The organism is Halorubrum xinjiangense (assembly GCF_049604745.1).
GTDB classification, from domain to species: Archaea; Halobacteriota; Halobacteria; order Halobacteriales; family Haloferacaceae; genus Halorubrum; species Halorubrum xinjiangense_A.
In genome coordinates this window covers 2,722,805-2,743,885 of sequence record NZ_CP187140.1, presented here as the reverse complement: position 1 = coordinate 2,743,885, position 21,081 = coordinate 2,722,805, and the positions used below count along the sequence as shown (strand labels likewise).

Annotated in this window: 21 protein-coding genes and 2 tRNA genes; 9 read left to right on the top strand and 14 right to left on the bottom strand. The window is 66.6% G+C overall.

Annotation, left to right across the window (positions count from 1 at the left end):
* The first annotated feature begins 57 nt into the window (after window positions 1-57).
* The 4 genes from ACOZ35_RS14945 to ACOZ35_RS14930 all read left to right on the top strand — a co-directional run bounded on the left by ACOZ35_RS14945 (window position 58) and on the right by ACOZ35_RS14930 (window position 5,765).
* Entirely contained in the window at window positions 58-2,988 is a 2,931-nt protein-coding gene (locus ACOZ35_RS14945) for a replication factor C small subunit (RefSeq protein ID WP_424014300.1), read from the top strand.
* 518 nt (window positions 2,989-3,506) lie between these two features.
* The gene (locus ACOZ35_RS14940; protein WP_424014299.1) at window positions 3,507-4,040 is read left to right on the top strand and encodes a metallophosphoesterase; all 534 of its coding nucleotides are present in this window, start codon (window positions 3,507-3,509) and stop codon (window positions 4,038-4,040) included.
* A gap of 421 nt (window positions 4,041-4,461) precedes the next feature.
* Complete coding sequence (locus tag ACOZ35_RS14935; protein WP_424014298.1) at window positions 4,462-4,590, top strand: hypothetical protein; 129 nt, start codon at window positions 4,462-4,464, stop codon at window positions 4,588-4,590.
* The gene (locus tag ACOZ35_RS14930; RefSeq protein WP_424014297.1) at window positions 4,590-5,765 is read left to right on the top strand and encodes an anion permease; all 1,176 of its coding nucleotides are present in this window, start codon (window positions 4,590-4,592) and stop codon (window positions 5,763-5,765) included. Before ACOZ35_RS14935 ends, ACOZ35_RS14930 begins: the two co-directional genes overlap by 1 nt.
* 37 nt (window positions 5,766-5,802) lie before the next feature.
* Here the strand turns inward: ACOZ35_RS14930 and ACOZ35_RS14925 are convergent, their stop codons facing one another.
* The 3 genes from ACOZ35_RS14925 to ACOZ35_RS14915 form a co-directional block, all read right to left on the bottom strand.
* Window positions 5,803-6,969, bottom strand: coding sequence for an aminomethyltransferase family protein (locus ACOZ35_RS14925; protein ID WP_424014296.1), 1,167 nt, complete (start codon window positions 6,967-6,969; stop codon window positions 5,803-5,805).
* Window positions 6,970-7,016: 47 nt separating this feature from the next.
* A complete protein-coding gene (locus ACOZ35_RS14920) occupies window positions 7,017-7,316 on the bottom strand; it encodes a DUF6432 family protein (RefSeq protein WP_008442982.1) in 300 nt (99 codons plus the stop codon).
* A 112-nt stretch (window positions 7,317-7,428) separates the two neighbouring features.
* Window positions 7,429-7,950, bottom strand: a complete 522-nt coding sequence (locus ACOZ35_RS14915; RefSeq protein ID WP_424014295.1) for an archaemetzincin family Zn-dependent metalloprotease — start codon at window positions 7,948-7,950, stop codon at window positions 7,429-7,431.
* A 39-nt stretch (window positions 7,951-7,989) separates the two neighbouring features.
* Between ACOZ35_RS14915 and ACOZ35_RS14910 the strand changes: the two genes are divergently transcribed.
* Complete coding sequence (locus ACOZ35_RS14910; protein WP_424014294.1) at window positions 7,990-8,490, top strand: UPF0146 family protein; 501 nt, start codon at window positions 7,990-7,992, stop codon at window positions 8,488-8,490.
* 96 nt (window positions 8,491-8,586) lie between these two features.
* Window positions 8,587-9,450 carry a TIGR01548 family HAD-type hydrolase gene (locus ACOZ35_RS14905; RefSeq protein ID WP_424014293.1) on the top strand — a complete coding sequence of 288 codons (864 nt, stop codon included), beginning with the start codon at window positions 8,587-8,589 and terminating at the stop codon, window positions 9,448-9,450.
* A 130-nt stretch (window positions 9,451-9,580) separates the two neighbouring features.
* Here ACOZ35_RS14905 and ACOZ35_RS14900 read toward each other — a convergent pair whose 3' ends face one another.
* Window positions 9,581-10,618, bottom strand: coding sequence for a tyrosine-type recombinase/integrase (locus tag ACOZ35_RS14900; protein WP_424014292.1), 1,038 nt, complete (start codon window positions 10,616-10,618; stop codon window positions 9,581-9,583).
* 374 nt (window positions 10,619-10,992) lie between these two features.
* Between ACOZ35_RS14900 and ACOZ35_RS14895 the strand changes: the two genes are divergently transcribed.
* A complete protein-coding gene (locus ACOZ35_RS14895) occupies window positions 10,993-11,334 on the top strand; it encodes a helix-turn-helix domain-containing protein (protein WP_424014291.1) in 342 nt (113 codons plus the stop codon).
* 64 nt (window positions 11,335-11,398) lie between these two features.
* Here ACOZ35_RS14895 and ACOZ35_RS14890 read toward each other — a convergent pair whose 3' ends face one another.
* The 5 genes from ACOZ35_RS14890 to ACOZ35_RS14870 form a co-directional block, all read right to left on the bottom strand.
* A complete protein-coding gene (locus ACOZ35_RS14890) occupies window positions 11,399-12,238 on the bottom strand; it encodes a hypothetical protein (protein WP_424014290.1) in 840 nt (279 codons plus the stop codon).
* A 76-nt stretch (window positions 12,239-12,314) separates the two neighbouring features.
* Window positions 12,315-14,213 carry a hypothetical protein gene (locus ACOZ35_RS14885; protein ID WP_424014289.1) on the bottom strand — a complete coding sequence of 633 codons (1,899 nt, stop codon included), beginning with the start codon at window positions 14,211-14,213 and terminating at the stop codon, window positions 12,315-12,317.
* 731 nt (window positions 14,214-14,944) lie between these two features.
* Window positions 14,945-15,019, bottom strand: a tRNA-Ile gene (locus ACOZ35_RS14880).
* 32 nt (window positions 15,020-15,051) lie between these two features.
* Window positions 15,052-15,528 carry a group I intron-associated PD-(D/E)XK endonuclease gene (locus ACOZ35_RS14875; RefSeq protein WP_424014288.1) on the bottom strand — a complete coding sequence of 159 codons (477 nt, stop codon included), beginning with the start codon at window positions 15,526-15,528 and terminating at the stop codon, window positions 15,052-15,054.
* A gap of 72 nt (window positions 15,529-15,600) precedes the next feature.
* Window positions 15,601-15,673, bottom strand: a tRNA-Asn gene (locus tag ACOZ35_RS14870).
* 161 nt (window positions 15,674-15,834) lie between these two features.
* On the opposite strand from ACOZ35_RS14870, the gene cca reads away from it, so the two are divergent.
* Entirely contained in the window at window positions 15,835-17,283 is a 1,449-nt protein-coding gene (cca, locus tag ACOZ35_RS14865; protein ID WP_424014287.1) for a CCA tRNA nucleotidyltransferase, read from the top strand.
* A gap of 25 nt (window positions 17,284-17,308) precedes the next feature.
* Here cca and ACOZ35_RS14860 read toward each other — a convergent pair whose 3' ends face one another.
* The 4 genes from ACOZ35_RS14860 to ACOZ35_RS14845 all read right to left on the bottom strand — a co-directional run bounded on the left by ACOZ35_RS14860 (window position 17,309) and on the right by ACOZ35_RS14845 (window position 19,660).
* Window positions 17,309-17,623 carry a hypothetical protein gene (locus ACOZ35_RS14860; RefSeq protein WP_424016080.1) on the bottom strand — a complete coding sequence of 105 codons (315 nt, stop codon included), beginning with the start codon at window positions 17,621-17,623 and terminating at the stop codon, window positions 17,309-17,311.
* Between the two features lie 78 nt (window positions 17,624-17,701).
* Window positions 17,702-18,064, bottom strand: coding sequence for a CrcB family protein (locus tag ACOZ35_RS14855; RefSeq protein WP_424014286.1), 363 nt, complete (start codon window positions 18,062-18,064; stop codon window positions 17,702-17,704).
* Window positions 18,061-18,465: a fluoride efflux transporter FluC gene (locus tag ACOZ35_RS14850; protein ID WP_424014285.1), complete on the bottom strand. Its 405-nt coding sequence runs from the start codon at window positions 18,463-18,465 to the stop codon at window positions 18,061-18,063. Before ACOZ35_RS14850 ends, ACOZ35_RS14855 begins: the two co-directional genes overlap by 4 nt.
* A gap of 43 nt (window positions 18,466-18,508) precedes the next feature.
* Window positions 18,509-19,660, bottom strand: coding sequence for an ATP-binding protein (locus tag ACOZ35_RS14845; RefSeq protein ID WP_424014284.1), 1,152 nt, complete (start codon window positions 19,658-19,660; stop codon window positions 18,509-18,511).
* A 128-nt stretch (window positions 19,661-19,788) separates the two neighbouring features.
* On the opposite strand from ACOZ35_RS14845, the gene ACOZ35_RS14840 reads away from it, so the two are divergent.
* On the top strand, window positions 19,789-20,265 hold the full coding sequence (locus ACOZ35_RS14840; RefSeq protein ID WP_424014283.1) for a DUF7382 domain-containing protein: 477 nt from the start codon (window positions 19,789-19,791) through the stop codon (window positions 20,263-20,265).
* Between the two features lie 31 nt (window positions 20,266-20,296).
* On the opposite strand, the gene ACOZ35_RS14835 is transcribed toward ACOZ35_RS14840, so the two are convergent.
* A complete protein-coding gene (locus ACOZ35_RS14835; RefSeq protein WP_424014282.1) occupies window positions 20,297-21,067 on the bottom strand; it encodes a protein-L-isoaspartate O-methyltransferase family protein in 771 nt (256 codons plus the stop codon).
* Window positions 21,068-21,081 lie beyond the last annotated feature (14 nt).

Here is a 21,081-nt window from a genome sequence, read left to right as displayed (position 1 = left end):
GAGGGAGGCGGGTCAGTCTCGGTTCGTTTATCACCCCGCCGACCCTCGGATCGAGCAATGAGCGAGGCCGACGAGCAGCCGGCTGCGACCGCCACCGGCCGGGAGATCTGGATCGAGAAGTACCGGCCACAGACCCTCGACGACATCCACGGCCAAGAGGAAATCGTCGAGCGACTCCAGAGCTATATCGCGCAGGACGACGTGCCCCACCTGCTCTTTTCAGGTCCTGCGGGGATAGGGAAATGTGTGACCGGAGACACCCCAGTTTTGACCGACGCCGGCATACGGCCGATAGAGGACGTAGTCGGTGACACCGACGGCTTCGACGAGCCGAAAGATGGGCTTCGGGTGGCAACGATGACGGATCGGAACGAGTTCGAACACGTCGAGCCGTCGCACGTGTTCGGGAAGCAGGCTGAGGAACTCGTCGAAGTGACGACCCGTGACGGCGCCGAGTTTCGGGTGACGCCGGAACACAGGCTCCGTGTCATTACTCATGACGGGTTCAAGTGGGTTACGGCCGGTGAACTCTCGGACGGCGATCGGATCGCTCGACCTAGCCAAGTTCCGACACCTGATTCGACGACAGAACGGACGCTACGCTGGTACGACGAAATGAATCCGGAGCGGACAGAGGTGACGCTTGCCGCCGAGCGCGCGGAAGAGATGGGTCTCGATCGGACGGTTTCGCTCGCAACGATCCACTCGACGACTGACGACGTGGATACGTGGATAAACGATGTCGAATCGATCGAGCACGTCAGACAAGGCCGTCGCTCCCGATCGATTACCCCGCCGACGGACGTGACACCGGAACTCGCGCGTTTCGTCGGCCTGGCGATCAGCGAAGCGAGGATAGACGGCGGTCGGATCAAGTTCTACAACACCGACGACGGGCTCCTCGACGCGTTCGAGTCAGTCGCACACGACGTGTTCGAGGTGGAAACGAGACGAGGAGTACAGAAAGACGTTCCCTACGTCGCGATCGGTTCCCGGACGCTGACACACTATCTGGAATCGGTTTTCGACGCGTTCGCTAGCGCGAGCGGCGACGAGGGAATCGGTACGTCCCTCGTCACGGCCGAGGACGACGCGCGTGCCGCGTTCCTCCGGGCGATGTTCGACGCCGAAGCGCATATCAGCGCCAACGGACTGGTCGAACTGACACAGCGAAATCCCGACCACATCACGCTGCTTTCGTACCTCCTCTCGACGTTCGGTATCTCCGCTCGTCGGAAGGAAGTTCAGAAGTCCGCGACCAATGGGTCAGGGATCGAACGAACGTACCACGCACTGTACATCTCGGGTGCACAGGATCTACGGCGCTTCAGAGACGCGGTCGGATTCTCGATCACTCACAAGTCCGAGCGGCTTGACGAACACGCTGAAAAGCGATCGAACCCGAACTACGACACGATTCCGACACAGACAGTCCTTCGGGACCTCTGTCGACAACTCGATATTCCGATCACCGATCACTTACCCAAGAGCATTAATCCGGAGTCACCCGGAAGAGAGCGCTACTGCTCGATTCTCGACGACGTAGTCGATGCCGCAACAGAGCGGATCGAAGACACGCAGCGGGCACTCGAACGCATCGAAGCGCTTCGACCGGAACTCGAAGCGGTGACGACCGTGCCGGCACAGTGGGTCGAAAGCCGCGAGGAACTCGCACCGATCGAGGTCAGAAAGGAGGTCTCCGAGGAGGTCGGTGCGCGCTCGGACCGCCTTCTGGAGTACAGCGACGGTCGTCGGACGCCGCGGGCACATCGGACGGTACAGATACTCGGAGAGCTGGATCAACCCGTCGAGGACGCCGAAATTGACCGTGTAGAAGCAGAACTAAACGAGTGTATCGATCTGCTCGGCGTGGAGTACGCCGAGGTCGTAGATGGGCTTCAGATCGAGACGCCGGACCTCACGAATCTGCTTCGCTCTGACGACTCAACGTTGACGTCCCTCACCCGTCTCGAAACGGTTGCGGAGCGACTCAAAGAGATCGCCGCGGAGCGGCTGTCACCCGAGACCGTCGAGCTCCTCGATGAGGCGTCTCGGATCGCGAACGCCGACCTACGGTACGACGAGATAGAGACGGTCGAGCGCGTGGATACCGACGAGCGTGTCTATGATCTGACGATCCCGGAGACGCGGAACTACGTCGCAGGAGAGGTTCCGACAGTGATGCACAACACGACCGCGGCAACCGCGATCGCCCGCGAGATCTACGGCGAGGACAACTGGCGCGGGAACTTCCTCGAACTCAACGCCTCCGACCAGCGCGGCATCGACGTCGTCCGCGACCGGATCAAGGGGTTCGCGCGCTCGTCGTTCGGCGGCGACTTCCGGATCGTGTTTCTCGACGAGTCCGACTCGCTTACGGATGATGCACAGTCAGCGCTCCGCCGCACGATGGAGCAGTTCTCCGACAACACCCGCTTCATCCTCTCGTGTAACTACTCGTCGAAGATCATCGACCCGATCCAGTCGCGGTGCGCCGTCTTCCGGTTCTCGCCGCTCTCGGACGAGGCGGTCGGCGGGATGGTCCGCGAGATCGCGGCCGCCGAGGGGATCGAGGTGACCGACGCGGGCGTCGACGCCCTCGTCTACGCGGCCGACGGCGACATGCGCCGCGCGATCAACTCCCTTCAGGCGGCGGCGACGACCGGCGACGTGGTCGACGAGGAGGCGGTGTACGCGATCACGGCGACCGCCCGCCCCGAGGAGATCGAGTCCATGGTGACCGACGCGCTGAACGGCGACTTCGCGCGGGCGCGCTCGACGCTCGACACGCTGCTCACGGAGACGGGGATGGCCGGCGGCGACGTGATCGACCAGCTCCACCGCTCCGTCTGGGAGTTCGAGCTGAGCGAGCGCGAGGCGGTGCGGCTCATGGAGCGCATCGGCGAGGCCGACTACCGGATCGCCGAGGGCGCCAACGAGCAGGTCCAGCTTGAGTCGCTGCTCGCGGCGCTTACATTGGACGAATAGCGATAGACTGGTTCCGGATCTCTGCTCGTCTCTTTATAAACTATCGACCGCGGATCGGGAGTGGACACCACCAAAGTCCCAGTCTCTCGTATATAAATGGCAGATAGCAGATCGGCAGCGAATACCGCCAAAGCCCCAGCCGCTCACTTATAAATAGCTAACCGTGGATGAGCGGAGAACACCACCAAAGCCCCAGCCGCGAGGACTCGGGGGCCTCGCTGCGCTCCTCGTCACTCGCTACGCTCGTTCCTGCGGTGCTTACTTCGGCCGCCTTCGTCCTCGCGGCTGCCCCTTTGAGTCCCGCCCCGCTCCGCACGGCACCTCTCACCTCCCCAGCCTCGTCAGTCGCCTCCGCTTCGCTCCGGCGACTGACTCCCTCGCGCGTGCGACTCACGCCCTTCGGGCGTTCGTCGGCACGCAGGGAGGCGCTACGCGCCTCTAGCAGCCGGCGGCGGAGCCGCCGGCGACGCCACCGCAGCAGGCGCGCTTTTTAAATCACGGCGGCGCCGACGGTCGGTATGCTCGTCGTCGTCTCCGACACGCACGCACGCGAGGAGTCGAGGCTTCAGGGACGGACCGCGGAGGCGGTCCGCGAGGCGGAGTTGGTGGTCCACGCGGGCGACTTCTACCGCGAGCCAGTCCTAGACGCGTTTCAGTCGGCCGCCGCGAGCCTCCGGGCCGTCTACGGGAACAACGACGACGCGGCGATCCGCGACCGAGTTCCCGAGGTGCGGACAGTCGAGTACGCCGGGGTCCGGTTCGCGGTCACGCACCGCCACCGGAGCGGCGACACGGGGCTCGTCATGCTCGGTCGCGGCCGCGACGCGGACGCCGTGATCTGCGGCCACAGCCACCGCCCGCGGTTCGACGACTCAGGCGGCCTCCCAATCTTGAACCCGGGCAGCCACGCGCAGCCACGCGGGAACCGCCCGGCGCACGCCGAGCTGACGCCCGCCGAGGGCGAGCGCGGAAGCGCGCTGGACGGGAAACTGGTGACGCCGGACGGCGAGTCCTTCGAGACGTTCCGTATCGAGGGCGGGAACGCCGAGTAACGGGGGCGACTGAGCGGGTCGAGGTGAGAAGCAGACGAAGCGGGTCGCCGCTGCGTCGGCGGGGACCGATCGCGACGCCCCGCGTGCGGCCAGACCGGCCGACCGTCGTGTGCACGGTGGCGGACCCGAATCGGCGCGGGCGCGGACGCCGGCGGTCGGACGGGACGGCCGGGGAGGGGTTCCGGGCAGGAGAGGGAGCGGCCGCGAGTCCGACCGGCCGGCGGGTCGACCGGCGTTTTCGAGCGTGTGAGGGCCGAAGCGGGGGTCGCGGCTACACGTTGTGCGGGTACCGACATATACGTGGCTGAGAGACAAAGGCGCGTTTTAGTCACCGGTCCGATCGCCCGCAGGCGGCCGCGGCTCGAAGGGCCGACGACCGCCCGCTCGAAACTTATAACCGCGTGCCGACGGATTCGAGCGTATGCTCCCGGTCCAACCGCTGTTCGTGCTCTTATTGGTGGGTCTTCTCGGGCTGTTCTTCTTCGGATTCCTCCTCGTCCGGCGCACGGTGGCCGGGCTGAACGAGGGGTACAACGACGGGCAGAACTGATGGTCGTCATCACCGCCGCGACGCTGGTCGTCGCTGCCGCCGCCAGCCTCTTCATGGCGTGGTCGATCGGCGCCGGTTCCTCCGGGTCCACCCCGTTCGCGCCCGCGGTCGGCGCGAACGCCATCTCCGTGATGCGCGCCGGGCTGATCGTCGGCGTCCTCGGGCTGCTCGGCGCGATTCTCCAGGGCGCGAACGTGACGGAGGCGGTCGGGACCGAGCTGATCGGCGGAGTGACGCTCACGGCCGCGGCGGCCATCGTCGCGCTCGTCACGGCCGCCGCGCTGGTCGCGATCGGCGTGTTCGCGGGGTACCCGATCGCGACGGCGTTCACCGTCACCGGGGCGGTCGTCGGCGTCGGCCTCGCGCTGGGCGGCGACCCGGCGTGGCCGAAGTACGCCGAGATCGCGACGCTGTGGGTGCTCACCCCGTTCGTCGGCGGCGGCGTCGCCTACGGCGTCGCCCGAATGCTCATCGGCGAGTCGCTCCCCGAGCGGCCGCTCACGGCGGTCCTCGCCGGGCTCGTCGGCGCGATCCTCGCCAACGTCGGGTTCGCGCTGCTCGGTCCCGCCGGCGAGCAGGCCTCGGTCGCGAGCGTCCTCGGCTCGGGGCTCGGGATCGGCAGCGCAGGGGCGCCCGCGGTGAGCCTCGCGATCGCTGCGCTCGTCGCGATCGCCGTGTACGCCGACCTCGGACGCGACCGCGAGGGCGCCCAGCGGCGGTTCCTGCTCGCGATGGGCGGCCTAGTCGCGTTCTCGGCGGGGGGCTCACAGGTCGGCCTCGCGATCGGCCCGCTCGTCCCGATCTTCAGCGAGGTCGGCGTCCCGGTGTGGGCGCTGCTCGTCGGCGGGGGGATCGGGCTGCTGGCCGGGTCGTGGACGGGCGCGCCGCGGATGATCAAAGCGATCGCCCAGGACTACGCCTCGATGGGCCCGCGACGGTCGATCGCGGCGCTCATCCCGTCGTTCGCGATCGCGCAGACCGCCGTCGCCTTCGGCATCCCCGTGTCGTTCAACGAGATCATCGTCTCCGCGATCGTCGGCGCGGGCTACGCCGCCGGCGACGCGGGCGTGAGCCGGAAGAAGATGGGGTACACGGTGCTCGCGTGGGTCGGGTCGCTCGTCGGCGCGTTCGTGCTCGGGTTCGGCGTCTATTCGGCGGTCGACTTCGTTGTGTGAGGGGCTCCGGGAGCTCTCCCGTCCTGCCTCGTCCGTCTCAGGCCCGCAGTTCCGGATACGTCGGCAGCCGCGCGGACTCCGCGCTCCCGTCGACGAACGGGAGGTCGACAGCGGTCGCCGAGACCTCCTCGCCGTCGACGCGGACGGTGACGCCGTCGCGGTCGGCGTCGACGGCGTCGAACGCGACGAGCGCGAGGGCGATCGGGACATCGGTCGCGGGGCCAACCGCGGCCCGGGTGACCTCGCCGATCGCCTCGTCGCCGTCGAAGACGGCCGCGCCGGCCGCGGGGAGCGCGTCGTCGATCCCCTTCGGGTCCGCGTTCGCGTCGAGGTCGGCGACCGCCTCGGCAATGCCGTCGAGCTGGAGGCCGACAAGCCGGCGGCTCGGTCGCCCCTGGTTCTCCACGCGCGAGACGACCTCCTGACCGACGTAACACCCCTTCTCGAAGTCGAGCGCGTTCCGGAGGCCGAGGACGTTCGGGACCGTCCCCGCCAGCTCGTACTCGAAGAGCGGCGTGCCGGCCTCGACCGTGAGCGCGTCCCACGTCCGGTAGCCGAACGGCGCGGCGTTGAGCCCGCGGTTGATCAGGGTGTCGAACACGTCGCCCGCGTCCTCGGCGGCGCAGACGATCTCGTACCCCTCCTCGCCGAGCGGCGCGTCCGTCGCGATCACGGTGACGCCGGCGTCGACCATCGACCCGCGGACGAAGGATAGCGGCCCTTCGGGCGCGCCCGGGCCGCCGAGGACGGAGGCGACCTTCTCGGTCGACTTGGGGCCGTGGACCCCGAACACGCCGAACTCGTCAGAGACATCGTCGATCTCGACGTCTTGGATGAACACGTTCTCCGCCCAGTCGGCGGCGACCGATTCGACCCGTTCCGGGGGGAGGAAGACGAGCAGTCGCTCGTCGGCGTGGTACACGTACATGTCCGTCTCGATCCCGCCCTGCGGGTCGAGCAGGAGGGCGTACGTCCCCTCGCCGTCATCGGTCGGGACGCGGTTAGAGACGGCGTTGTCGACGAACTCGACGCGGTCGTCCCCTCTGACGGCGAGGACGCCGTACCCCATCTCGATCACGCCGGCAATGTTGCGGACCGCCTTGCCGACGCGGACGGGCTTCCCATAGTGGTCGACCACTTCGCGGCCGCCGCGGTCGCGGTACACGGCGCCGTGCGCGTCGTGGGTCCCGGAGACGAGCGTCATGGTCGGAGGGACGCGATCGAGGGCCAAAAGGCCGCCGTCTCCGGCGGCTACAGTCCGAGGCGGTCGCGGATCGCGTCGACGAGGCTCTCCGAGGGGTCGTCGTCCGGCGCCTCGGGGTCCGGAACGACCCGGTCGTGTGCGTACACCCGGACGCGCTCCTCGGACTCCACCGTGATGAGCGAGTCCTCCTTCAGCGCCGAGAGGGCCTCCTCGACGGCGTCGATATCGGCGTCGACGGCCGCCCGAAGTTCGAGGACGGTCATCCCCTCGTCGCCGCGGTCGACGAGCGCGTCGAGCAGCGCGACCTCGACGTCCGGCCGGTCGCGGTATTCCGGCTTTGCGGCCATACGCGTCCCTTATGCGGGGCGGACTTTACGTCTACCGGCGGTCGGCGAGGGAGGCGATCGTCGACCGGCGACTGTCAGTGAAGCTCAGCGTCGAGCGGACGAGGGTGCGGAATCAGCGAACGATCCGAGAACAGGTGCCACAGAGGTTCTCCTCTTTCACGTCGACCTCGCGGACGGTGGGGGAAAACGACATCACGCACTTGCTGTTGTCGCAGTGTTCCAAGCCGAGCGTGTGGCCGATTTCGTGGACGACCTCCTTGCGGACGCGGTCGCCGAAGACGTCTGCCGCGGGCTTAGTCGAGACGCCGCCGTCCGAGGAGGTGCGGAGGCGGTGCGTGGAGATGACGGAGCCGCTGCCGTTGAGGTACGCGAGCCCGAACACGTAGTTTCGGCGGCGGTAGTAGAGGTCCTCGGGCGTGATTCCGATGTTCTTCTCGCCGCCGCCGACCCGCGTGACCGTCTCGATGAGATCCTCGGCGCGGTACTGGCCGCGGTCGGCGTCGAACGCGGAGTCGGGGATCGCCTGATCGTCGTGGACCGTCACGTCGCAGTCGTACACGGAACGCAGCGCACCGGAGGCCTCCCGTTTCACTTGGGGGGTGACCTCTCCGACCGGGACGATGTCCACGAGCATGGAACCGCTTTTGACCGCCGCGGTCATAAAGGCCGCGCCGTGGGCCAACCATCGCCGTCGGAACGGGCGCTCGTTGCCGCGCTCGACCCGTACGCACGACTGATCGAGGTCGGCGTCGGGCGGCGCCCGGACGTCGCCCGCGCGCTCGCCGACCGCGGCCGCAAGGTCGTCGCGTTCGACGTCGAGGTGAGCGAGGCGGCGCAGGACGCGGCGGCGCGAGACGCGGCCACGTCGACCGAGGCGTCGAGCGCGGCGTCGAGCGCGGGATCGCTTCGCGTCGTCACGGCGGACGTAACGGCGCTGGCGACGACCGACGACGAGGGGGCGATACGGAACGCGCTCGGCTTCGACGCGTTCGAGGAGGGGTTCGACGCCGTGTACGCGCGAAACCTCCCTGCCGAACTCCAGCGGCCGACCGTCGCGCTGGCGGAGCGGCTCGACGCCGCCTGCCTGTTCACCACGCTCGGCTTCGAGGAGCCGGTCGTCGACGTCCGCCGGCGGTCGAGCGAGTCGGGGACCGTCGTGTACGTGGCGCGGTGACGCGGCGGGAGCGGTCGCCGACCCGCAACGCACTCCGAACCGGTGACGCCGGCCGCGAACCCGAACGTTCATTCCGCCGCCAACCGGGGTTGCGGTATGCAGGTCGACGCAGTGGTCCTCGACATCGACGGGGTGTTGGTCGACGTGGCCGACTCCTACCGGCGGGCGATCCTCGAATCGGTCGACCGAGTGTGCGGCAAGCCAATCGACCGAAACGCGGTCCAGGCGTTCAAGGACGCCGGCGGGTTCAACAACGACTGGGAGCTGACGGACGCGGCCGCGCTGTTCGTGTTGGCCCGCCGCGAGGGGCTCCGGATGGACGTCGACGAGTTCACCGACCGCGTTCGCGAGCTCGGCGGCGGTCTCGACGCGGCCAAGGAGGTCGTCGGCGACCTTCCGCGGGTCGCGCAGGCCCGCGTCCGCGACCAGTGGGACAGAGACGCGCTCCGCGAGACGTTCCAGGCGCTCTACCTCGGTGCGGAGCTGTACCGCGAGCTGGAGGGCGGCGAGCCGCCGATCGAGGCGGACGGGTACATCCACGACGAGCCGACGCTCGTCGACCCCGAGACGATCGCCGACCTCACCGCGCGGTTCGACGTGGGCGTCCTCACCGGGCGACCGGCCGCGGAGGCGGACATCGCCTTGGAACGCGTCGGCCTCGACGTGCCCGAGGACCGCCGGTTCACGATGGACGACTGGGAGGAGGGGAAGCCGCACCCGCGGGCGCTCGTCGAGCTCGCCGAGCGGTTCGACGCCGAGCGCGTCGCGTTCGCGGGCGACACCCTCGACGACGTGCGGACCGCGCGCAACGCCGACGAGACCGACGAGACGCACGTTTACTATGGTATCGGCGTCCTCACCGGCGGGCTCACCGGCGAGGCGGGCCGCGAGAAGTTCGCCGAGAACGGAGCCGACGCGGTGATCGACGACGTGAACGAGCTGGTGGAATTGTTGGAGTAGTCGGCAGCGTGCCGTGGCTGTGGCTCGCGCAAAGCGAAGACAGGGAGTGGGCCCTGCCGGTACCCCACTTCGAAGGTGGCGCCGGCTCCCGATGGGCGACCAGTAACGTGATGATGTGATTCTCGGTGGGTCATAGGTCGGGAAGGTGGTCGCGACGCTGCTCGGATTTCTCGCGCGCGCTCCGCCGGTCGTAATGCTCGTCGAGGATGGTGTTGCTCGCGTCGAGTCGGTCGGAGACGACGCGCCGGGGTACATCCTCGCGACGGTACGCGGTGACCCGTCCGCTCCGAACGTCGTGCGGGGACCGGGACGAGGGGCAGGTACTGGCTTTGACCATCGCCGTCGCCTCGCAGGTGTCCACGTCGCGATCGTGGGGACACTCGGCACCGCGCCAGCAGGGACGAGTGATCCGATAGAGAGTGTCCCGAATAGTCGAGATGGACGCGCGCCCGTACTGCGTTGAGATGAGCGGGTCGCGGCCGTAGTCGTCTTTCACCTCGTTGCGCGGACCGTCGATGTAGTCCTCCAGAACGCGGGAGACGTGCGGACTAATCGCGTTCCACCGCTCGCCTTTCTCCTTGTTTTTGAGCGGCGTATCGACCTCCGGACGGTGACGGAACTGGACGCCCGGCCGGTCGGTGTCGAGGTCGAGGTCGCCCAGGTCGAGCGAGCGAACGGCACCGGCCCGCGCGCCCGTGTGCCACATCAGGAGCAGCGTGACGTGTTCGCGGCTGGCGTAGTTGTAGCGGTTCAGGTACTCCAGAATATCACCGACGCGCTCGGGTTCGAGCGTCGTGTCGCTCACGTTTTGCCCGTTGCTGACCGTCGGAAGTGGAACGTCCTCGCGAAGCCCGCCGCGGACTGCGTCGATCTCTTCCGCGAATCGGAGGAACGAGCGAAGCGTCGCCAGCTGGCCGCGGAGGGTCACCGGGGCGATGGGGTCGCGACCGTCGCCGTTTCCCTCCCGTCTCCAGACGCGGTATCGATAGAGGTCGCGACCGGCAAGCTCGTTCAGATTCTCGATCCCTTCCTCGGCACACCACTGCTGGAACGCTTCGAGTCGGTACCGGTGACTTTCGAGCGTCCGCTCACTCAACTCGTCGCGACGAGCTTCAAAGTACATCTCGACGCCCTCGCTCGGGGAGAGGGGTTCGAGGTCGTCGCTCATCGCTGTCCTCCGTCATCATCGAGGATGTTTGCGCACCGCTCGCAGACGGGTTCGTCCCGATCGGCGTCGTACCCGTCAGCGTAGTCGTCGCAGTAGGAACAAGTGCCGTCGGAGTTTTTACTCAGCGTTACATCTGACCGTCTGGGGCCTGTAACCCCCGATATGGTTCCGTGCATTGGCATCACGGGAACCACCGTGGGGCCGCGTGTCAGCGCGGCCCTTCTTCACTAACCGACCAGAGTCATCAGGAACCAGCTGATAGTCCCCGAGTAGATGAACAACAAGATACTACTTAATGCTTTTGCTGAATAGAAATTACTAATTAGTAAACTCGCCTGCGATATCACTATCAGTCAGGACGCTGTATTCCGGATATGAGCGATGAAGGTGACGAAGGTGGGCGGCCGACACCTCCTGAGGGATATAGGCGAGTTACAGGGCCGGAAATGCCTGATGAGGAAAAGGAGCTACTGAAAATAGCCCCACAAGACACTGATTGGATGACAGATCTCGACAGCCAGATACTCTACGTATTATTGACCGGCCTAACACTCACACCGTCGGTGATAGCCGATAATTTGGACAAATCCAGACAGGCAGTCTCACAGAGACTTAACGCTCTTCGAGCGGGGGGACTTGTAAAAAAGGAGGAGCGGGGAAAGTATTCACTGACGGAAGAGGGATACGCATATACACAAGTCGGAGGGAGAAACTGACAGCAAGTCAATAAATTAGGGCAAAGGACAAATACCAGAGGATAAGATCTAGCCGTTTTAGAGATCAGTCACCAGAGCGAGAATCGCGGATAGATTCTAGATAAGGCCGAAGTTTTGTACGGACTGTCTGTCCCCGGTTTCGGGGTAAGCTGTCCTGATCCCAGTCAGATTCGTTCCATGAGATTTCAACCCTACCGGACTGTTTGATGGTAATCATATTCTCATCGCCAATTTTGACATTCAAGCTGGCGATCTCGAGAGAGTCAGAGGCCTCATCAATGAGGGTCGCTTCTCTCAGGTCACCATCATCACCCCGGCCAGTACTGAAGCTCAGACCATCAGCGACTCTCGCTAGTTCTTGAAGTTTTTCACCGGCACCGGACAGGTCAGATTCACCCTCAGAAACTTGAGAGAATTTTGCCTTTGAGATACGATCAGCTCTATCGTACCAGTTCTCAATTTCATCTTGTCCGATACTATCCATCACAAAGTCGTTGTCCGTGACCTCCACGCCAGCTCTCTTCTTTATGAATCGCGGAATCCAAGCACGAGGAATATCCTGTCGAGACTGATAGGCAAATTGCCCATTGTCGAAATAGATCACCCAAGCAGTTTCCAACACGATTTGGCTATCGTCTTCAATATCATTTCCATCACGAATGCGGAAGCTCTCAAGAGTATCCGCCACATATGTGAAAAAGCAGAAATTATATTCGTCGTACCCATCTCCTAAGAAAACATTTCGGCCCTTTTCAGCATACTCAACTGTCTCTCCTGTATCGGGGTCCTCCTCCTCGGACCGGACAGTAAAGTCATCCTGAATCCCATCAGCAAGCTCCTCAGGAGAAGGCAATTCGCCGTTCTCTGTTCGTAGCTTTCCAAGCCGGAAGGTGGCTCCTGTCATCAAAATATATTTTGAGAATCATATACATATACTTTCTGCTTATTTTTGTTCTCATGGATTTAGATAGATGATGTAATTATGGAGGGTCCTCGTCATTACTATTGCGAATCATACAATCCCTCTGATGGCCATAATTATCATCAACACTTATCAGAAACTCAGCGTACTGGGCTGTCTTAGCACCATGTGCGAGTAAGTGGTCCGCCATTGCTCCTGAACTATGGGTAGCGAAATTACATTTCTCGCAGCGGAATTTTTCGCCACTTTTCAATTTATACTGTAATCTCGTTCTTTCTAACAACCGAGTCTTTGGTAATTCCAGTCGAACAGTATCAACGCCGCCAGTTCCGGGCGAGTGTTCAGTTCCGTCCTTCTCGACGATAGCCTTCAATTTGTATTCCTCATCGACTGTCACACGTTCAAACGATTCTGAAGGAGTCGAGGTTTGATCGTCGACAATCCTCTCAACAAACTCGCGCCGCGATGGGTTGATGTTCAGATGACCCATAAGAGCGGGAACCGACACCTCCGAGCCGTTGACATCGAGGTAGGTCAGTACACGATCGCGGATGACCGCCTCTCGGTGTGTCTCACCGATGGACGCGCCAGCGTCCGCAGTCGGCCAACGAGACGCGAGGTCATCCGGCCGATCCTCTAGTTCAGACTCGTCAGGAAGCGCGTCGTGCAGCTGTTCGTCAGTCGGCGGCTCGTCGAGCCGGGACTGGTCGATACTCCACCCGGATTCACAGCAGGAGCAGACAACATCGAGGCCGCGCCCCTCGTTCCATCGGACGTGTTCGCCGTGGGAACGCGACTGGTTCGCGGTCTCTGACTCAAATCGCTGGTGGCACCTATCGGCGCGGATAGACTCGTTGACGAGTTTCGATCGAGAGGTCCGTCGACGTGCCGCGGACCAGTAGAGCGCGCCCCACGCGATGTACTCGATCGGCTTGTCGAGCAGCGATTCGGTGTAGCCGCCCATGTACGCGGCCATGTACGAACCGAGGTTTTGCACGTCGGCGTTGAGCGAGATACACCCGTCCTCTTCGCGCAGGTAGTCGTCGATCTCCGTGTAGTCGTGACCGGCGAATCCGGCCGGGTCGCACTCTTCTACGTGTTTGTCGATGACGCGCTCGAACTCCGACCCGACCGAGTTGAGGTCGAGCGAGGTCGCGGCCGCGTCGAAGTAGACGCCGACGTGCAGGTGCGTGTAGCAGGCGTTCGGACCGGACCGCTTGTCATCGTCCGCGGCCGTGCCCATCCCGTGCGGTTCGCCCTGAAGCCAGTAGCCCCAGTCGTCGGACTCCAGCCCGAGATGGTACTCCATCGTGTTCCGGAGGGTGTCGCGGACGCCGCCGTAGCTGAACGCGTCGTGAATCGCGTCGAGATGGTCGACCGGAGAGAGCCGGTCACCAGACGGCACAGATGACGCCGTAAGCGTTAGCATCGTCGTCGCCGGGTCACCCCACGCGGGGACGGCCTCACCACCCGTCGGGCGCTCGCCGCCGCCCATCTGTCGCTGGAGCGCGCGGGCACGGGCGTACTGCTTCCGGCTGTACTCTTCGCCCCACGCGTCGACGAGCGGCACGTCGAACTCGTCGCCGGACTCCCGGTCAGCGAAGCGGGCGACCAGTCCCTCGTAGTCGACGTGCGACCGCAGAAACGCGTGAATCGCGTCAGTCCACGTCGCCGCGGTCCGTCGGTCGAGCGACCGCACCGAAAAGGCGTCTTCGAGAGGCTGTTCAGGCTCGACCCACTCCTCGGAGAACTCCGGGTCGGTGACAATGCGGCGAAGCTTCCGGCCGTGGGTCACCGACAGGGGAAGATCAGCGAGGTCGGGGTACTGGGATGCGAACTCAGCGACCCTTTCGACAACGCGATCGTCGTCCTCCTGAAAAGAGGCGGTAGAGCCGTTTACAGAGTTAGTCTCCTTGGAAGGCCAAGACGCAGACCGGGGCGAACTCTCGCTACTCATCGCCCGACCTCCGGTGAGTCGCACCCACACCGCCACTCGTTTGGCTCCCTCCGGTCGCCGTGCGCGGCCGGCGCCGTTCGGTCCGCGTCCGGCGGACCTCACGGACCACAAGGTCGCCGGCCGCTTGGAGAGACTGACGGGCGGGCGCGAAGCGACTCATTTGTCCGCTTCGCTCCCCCCGTCAGCGACGAGGTCGCGGTCGAGGCAGTTTTCGAGCTGAGTGGTCCGGTTGGAAGGCTGCCGTCCACCGAACCGTGGGAGATCTCGGTTCGGGCAGTCGACGTGATGCCCGTACTCGGTAGTCCCGTCGGGCGACTCAGTACACCGAGCGCCGCAGCCGGGACACCAGAACTCCCCTGGTTTGTCCGTCCCGAGGGTTCCCCCACCTGATTGATCGGTGAGGCTCACCGCAGATCACCCCCGTCGGGACGATCGCGGCCCGCCTGCCCACCCCGTAAAGGGGTAGGCAGGCAGGGCAAGGCGAGAGCGTCGACGGTACTAATCGCACCACGGAACGGGGAAACACCTACACCAATGGGTGGGTAGGTGGGCGGGTGGATCGACGTAGCGGCGACTACGGAATTCGCACGACAGCAGGAACCCGGAACCGACCGCTGGTCGACATACCACTCAGAAGCCGATTTTCCGGAACGTCGAGAACGCCGAAACCGGACGTTTGAGCCACCGAGAGAGTCGTTTCGGAGACCACCCAGTAACGGGTTTAAAAGCGATGGGCCCTGCCGGATTCGAACCGGCGATCGACTCGTTATGAGCGAGTCGCTTTAACCAGACTAAGCTAAGGGCCCGCTTACAGCGTGTCTTCTCTCTCGATTCCTCTTTATGTTGTCGGGTCGGAACAGAGGGAGACCAGTACCTCGTCAATGAGGTACTCTTCGTGCCAGTTGGTGTTTTGGACGTTGCCGTTTTTCGCCCGCTCATACCGGATCGACATTTGCGTTTTGCCGGTCTCCTCGATTGGGACGAGATACGTTTCGTCGCACGCGGGCGCGTAAACGGCAAAGAAGTCGACCGCCCCCTCGTATCCCTCTCGGTCGTACCCTGAACTCTTCGTCCGAGTGCTCCGGGTTCGGAACCGTACCGCGCCGCTTGTCGTCGCTTCGAACGCCGTCTTTACCTGAACTCGGTGGAACGATCCCTCAACCTCGACGACGAGATCGTACGGTTCGTTGTCGTACGCAGGGGTCAGGACGGGGATACCACGGCTCACGAACTCCGATTTCACTATCGCTTCCGCTGCCTGACCGCGCTTGTGTGGCTCCGATAGCGAGGCGAATCGATCGCTCCGATCCGACATGTTCAGCGGACACGAAGCTGCGGGGGAAATACGTTCCCGTCTGGCGGAAGTGGCGTCGAAACGAGAGGAAGGCGCCGAAGCCAGGACTCGAACCTGGGACCGCCTCGTTAACAGCGAGGCGCTCTACCAACTGAGCTACTTCGGCTCACTTCCGGGTACTCGCGTCGTTTTGATAGGGCTTTCGTTTCCGCCCGACGGCGGGGAATCCGACTGCCCGGAGGGCGGCGCTACGGCCCCCAAGCGGACGCACCGCTACGGCCCCGATCCGACCGACACGTTTTCGGCCGGACCGCGAGACCGTTCGGTATGGACGAGTTGGAGGCGGTGCTGTCGCGGGTGCGCGAGCGGGTCCTCCCGGAGCCCGAGGAGCGCGAGCGGCTGCGCGAGACGGCCGCGACGCTGACCGACCGGACCCGCGAGGCGATAGCCGATCTCCCCGTCGACGCCGACGTGGTCCAGGTCGGGTCGACGGCGCGCGGGACGTGGGTCGCGGGCGACCGCGACATCGATCTCTTCGTCCGGTTCGACGCGGCCCTTGACCGCGCAGAACTGGAGGAGTACGGCCTCGCGGTCGGCCACGCTGTCCTCCCCAACGGCCACGAAGAGTTCGCCGAACACCCGTACGTGAAGGGGAGCTACGAGGGGTTCGACGTCGACCTGGTCCCCTGTCACGACGTGGATCGGGCGGCCGAGTTGGTATCCGCGGTCGATCGCACGCCGTTCCACGACGCGTACCTCTCCGCGCGGCTCGACGACGACCTCGCGGCGGACGTGGTGCTGGCGAAGGCGTTCCTGAAGGGGATCGGCGCGTACGGGAGCGACCTCCGCACCGAGGGGTTCTCGGGGTACCTCACCGAGCTGCTCGTGTTGGAGCTCGGCGGGTTCGTCCCGCTGGTCGAGTCGGCGCGGAGCTGGCACCCCCCGGTGGAGTTTGACCCGGAGGGCCACGCCGAGCGCACGTTCGAGGACCCGCTCGTCGTCGTCGATCCCACGGACCCGACGCGGAACGTCGCGGCGGTGCTGTCGGCGGCGAACCTCGCGCGGTTCCAGCACTACGCGCGGGAGCTGCTCGCGGCCCCGAGCGAAGCGCTCTTCGACCCCGACGACCCCGAGCCGCTCGACTCGAAGGCGGTGCGCGCCCACCTCGACCGGCGGGGGACGACGCCGGTCGCGGTCGTCTTCGACGCGCCCGACGTGGTCGACGACCAGCTGTGGCCGCAGCTCCGGCGCTCGCTGGACGGGATCGTCGGCGGCCTCAACGAGCGCGGCTTCGACGTCCTCCGGGCGCGAGCGATGACGGACGCGTCGGAACCGACGGAGGCGGCAAGAGCGACCGAGTCTGACGCGGCGAGCGACGCTGAGGCGACGGCCGAGCGCGACGGATCCGGCGAGCCGACGCGGGCTGCGCTGTACGCCGAGCTGGAGGTGACCGAACGGCCGACCGTCGAGCGACACGAGGGGCCGCCGGTCGCGGTCCGGAAGCACGCCGCGAGCTTCTACGAGTCGTACGTCGACGACGTCGACCCGGACACCTACGGCCCATTCATCGACGGAGACCGGTACGTCGTCGAGCGGGAGCGGGAGTTCGCCACGGTCCGGGAGTACTTGGAGAGCGACGCCGCGAGCGACGTCGCGCTCGGCGCGCAGGTGGAGCCGGCGTTCGACGACCGCGACGTGTTGGTCGGGGAGGCGGTCGCGACGCTCGCGCCCGCGTTCGGCCGGCCGCTCCGGGAGTTCTACGAGCCGCGGCCGTGAGCATCGTCGGCGAGAACGTTGATCGTCAGCGAGAGACGCTGTCGAGGAGCCAGTAGACGAGCGCGGCGACGGCGGCGACGATCAGCGCGACCGCGGAGAGGAGCCCGGCGACGCGGGGGAACGACAGCCAGAACGCGGCGTAGAAGGCGAGCGCGAATGCGAACAGGCCGACGACCAGCAGTCCGCGAGAGGGGTTCTGCGCGGCGGCGACGAACGCACGCTGGGGGATCGAGAGGTCGCCGAACTCGGGGACGTCCTCGGGGTCCGGCTCGTTGGATCGCGGTCCCGAGTCGGCCGGATCTGTCGACTCGCCGTCGACGGAGCGGTCGGTGTCGGTCACGGACACTGGTACGGGCCGGGGGATGCTGTACCTATCGCTTGCCGAGGCGACGTCCGTCAGGCGGTGAGGGATCGGCTGTCAGCCGAAGACTCCGGCGACGAGGAACGAACCGAGGAGAAACGCCGCCAGCGCGGCCGCGAGGTTCGAGGCCGCGACGACCGCGGCTGCGCGGGCGCCCGTCTCGCTCGCCGCCCGAACGGTCCCGACCGCGAACGAGGAGAACGTCGTGAACGCGCCGCAGAACCCGATCCCGAGGAGCAACGCCGCCGTCGACCCGATCGGCGCGGCGGAGACGGCGCCGAGCGCGAAGCTCCCGAGCGCGTTGACGACGAGGACGGACCTGCGTCCCTCGACGCGGAGCCCGACCGCGTGCCGGGAGACAGCGCCGAGCGCGCCGCCGACGCCGACAAGCACCGTCGCGAGGAGCGGTGAGGCGGTCATCGGCGGCCCCGCCCTCCGACCGCGAGTCCGAGCGCGGCCGCGGCGAATCCGGTCGCGTAGCTGACGGCGACGTACCAGGCGCCCGCGGGCGTTCCGAGCGCGACCGCGTCGGCGACGAACGTGCTGTACGTCGTGAACGACGAGAGCGCGCCGGTGCCGACGAACAGGCGGATCCGGTCGCTTGACGTGCGAGTCAAGAGGAGCCCCAGCGCGAACGACCCGGCGACGTTCGCGACGAGCGTCCCCGCGCCGGTCGGGGCTCCGTCGAGGACCGAGAAACCGGCTCCGGCGGCGCTCGCGGCGAGAACCTCGCCGACCCCGACGTCGACCGCGTGTCTGGCGACCGCGCCGAGAAACCCGCCGAGCGCAACGAGTAGGAACCCGTACGGCCTCCGTTCCATGCGCGTGGGTGAGTCCGGGAGGGCTTGTGCGTTCTGTATCTCGTCACCGTGACGCCGCGCCCGACAGCCGGCTCGCGCGGGGGCTCTCCCCTTCGTGTGGCGTTCGTCGCTCGCGAATTCGGAGTGTGTGAGCAGTCTCGGTGGCGTCGTCGACGACGAGCGCCTCGCCGACGCCCTCCGGGAGCCGCGAGGCGAGGTCGCCAGCGAGGTACGTCGCCTCCGCTTCCGCCAAGCGGTCGACGTCGCGCGCGGCGGTGAGGCGGTGGGAGACGAGAAGGTCGGACTGGGAGACGGCGACACTCGGCAGCGCGGCCGGACGCTGCGTCGCACAGACCAGCGAGACGCCGGGCGCGCGGCCGCGGGTGAGGAGCGTCCGAAGGGCTGGCTCCGCGACCCCGTCGAAGAACGCGTGCGCCTCGTCGACGAGCAGCCACGGGAGCAGCGGGATATTCTCGGCGACCCGCGCGTCGTAGAGCCCGCGAGCGACCGCGCGGACGACGGCCGCTGCGGCGGCATCCGGGACACCGGCGAGGTCGAGGACGATGGGGTCGCCGTCGGCCGCGAAGGACGCGACCGGCGGCGCGTCCGCGTCGAAGACGCCCCACGACGCCGCCAGCCGGAGGTAGTTCGCCGCGGCGCGCCTCGTCTCTGCCGGTGCGTCGGCCGCGTCGACCGCCTCGCGGAGCGCCGCGAGCGACGGGGATGGACTCGTCCCGCCATCGGAGCCGCTGCCGTTCGCGTCGCTACCCTGGGCCTCGACAGCGTCCGCGACGACGCGCCAGACGAGGCTCCCGGGGCCGCTCGCCGGGTCAAGTCCGAGTAAGTCCGGCCACGTGGACGGCGGTATCGAGGCGGGGCGGACCGCGGGGTCGACGACGCGGCCGCCGGCCGCTTCGAGGCCGCCGAAGACGCCCATCGGATCGACGACGACCGGGACGACGCCGTCGGCGTCGGCGAGTTCCTCAGCGAGGACGCCGAGCGTGTACGACTTCCCTGTCCCGCGCTTCCCGAACACGACCCCCGCGTGCGGGCGGTCGAGGTCGACGCCGACCGCAGCGCCGGCGCTCCCGTCGCGGGCGAGGAAGGATCCGATTCGGGCGGTGTGCGGGGGACGGCCGTTGCGGTGAGGTCCGGCGTCGCGGTCGCTCGCGTCGTCGCGGGCAGAGTCCGTTTCGTCGCGGCCGAGTACGTACACGCGGCCGGGTGGCCTCGGTATCGGATAAAAACGGTCGGACCGAATTCCTCTACGTCGAGCGCGCCACGAGGATGCCGGCCGCTGTGCCGTCCGACTCTTTATAAACGATGCCGCGGCCAGCGGGCCGTATGTCCGATCGAACACACGACTCGCGCACCGCGAATTGCCGGACGTTCAGCACCGACACCCGCGCGATCGAGGGGCTCCCGGTCCGGCTCGTCATCGCGCTCGTCGTCGGCGTCGCCAGCCTCAGCGTGATGATGGGGATGATCGGCGACATCGACGGGCTGGCCGCGACCGAGCTCGACGCCCAGCCGCAGCCGGAGGTGACCACGCCCGGCGACCAGTCGATCGACGTCGCGGTCGTCGACCCCGACGGCTCCCGCGTCGCGGACGCGACGGTCATCGTCCGCGGCGGCTCCGCGCAGATCGACGGCGTCGTCACCGCGAAGACGAACGGGGAGGGGGTCGCGACCGTCGACGTGGACCCCGAACTCGGGCCGAACCAGGCCGACGGGACGCTCACGATCGACATCAAGCCGCCGGCGGAGGGCGACTACGTCGACGAGCGGGGGAACACCGAGGTGCTCGTCGTCGAGGAGTGACGCGGCGAGCGACGGAGAGGCGGAAGCCCGGTCAGAGGTGATCGTCCCAGTCGATCCAGTCCTGCTCCCAGCCGTGCCGGCGTTGACGTCCGCGCTCGGCGCGTTCGGCGTCCTCCCGACGGGTCCGGTTCCGTTCCGCCCCGGGCTGTTCGCCGTCGACGAGCATCGGTTGGAGCCGCGCCGGCCCGTGCGTCTCGACCGTCTCGAACCCCGCGGGCGCCGGGTCGTCGTCCGGAGCGGAGTCGGCGGCGGGCGACGGCTCGATCGCCGCGACCGTCTGGACGCCAGCGCCGCGCGGGTAGACGATCCGTCCGCCGGGCGCCAGCTGTTCGCGGAGGGAACGCGGCGGCTCGACGACGGCGGTTTCGAGGAGGATCCGGTCGTAGGGCGCGTACGCGGGGAGCCCGTCGGCGCCGTCCGCGCGGTCGACGAGGACTGCCCCGTAGCCGGCCGCGTCGAGGTTCGACCGCGCAGTGATGACGGCGGACCGATCGATGTCGACCGCGTGGACGCGGCGCGCGCCGGCTATCTCCGCGAGCATCGCGACCGAGTAGCCGACTCCCGCGCCGACGACGAGGACCGAGTCGCCCTCCTCGGCGTCGAGCGCGGTGATCAGCCGGACCAGCGTCGGCAGCGAGAGCGAGTGCGGGTCGTCGCCGTCGACACCGCTGCGGGGCGAGTCGTCGACGAAGGGGTCGCGCGGGACGCGCTGGAGGGCGGTCAGCACGGGCGGCTCGATCGGCTCGCCGATCTGGTGTTCGAGCCCCTCGATCATGTCCGCCCTGAGCGACGCGTCGTCCATGACCGCTCTCGGGG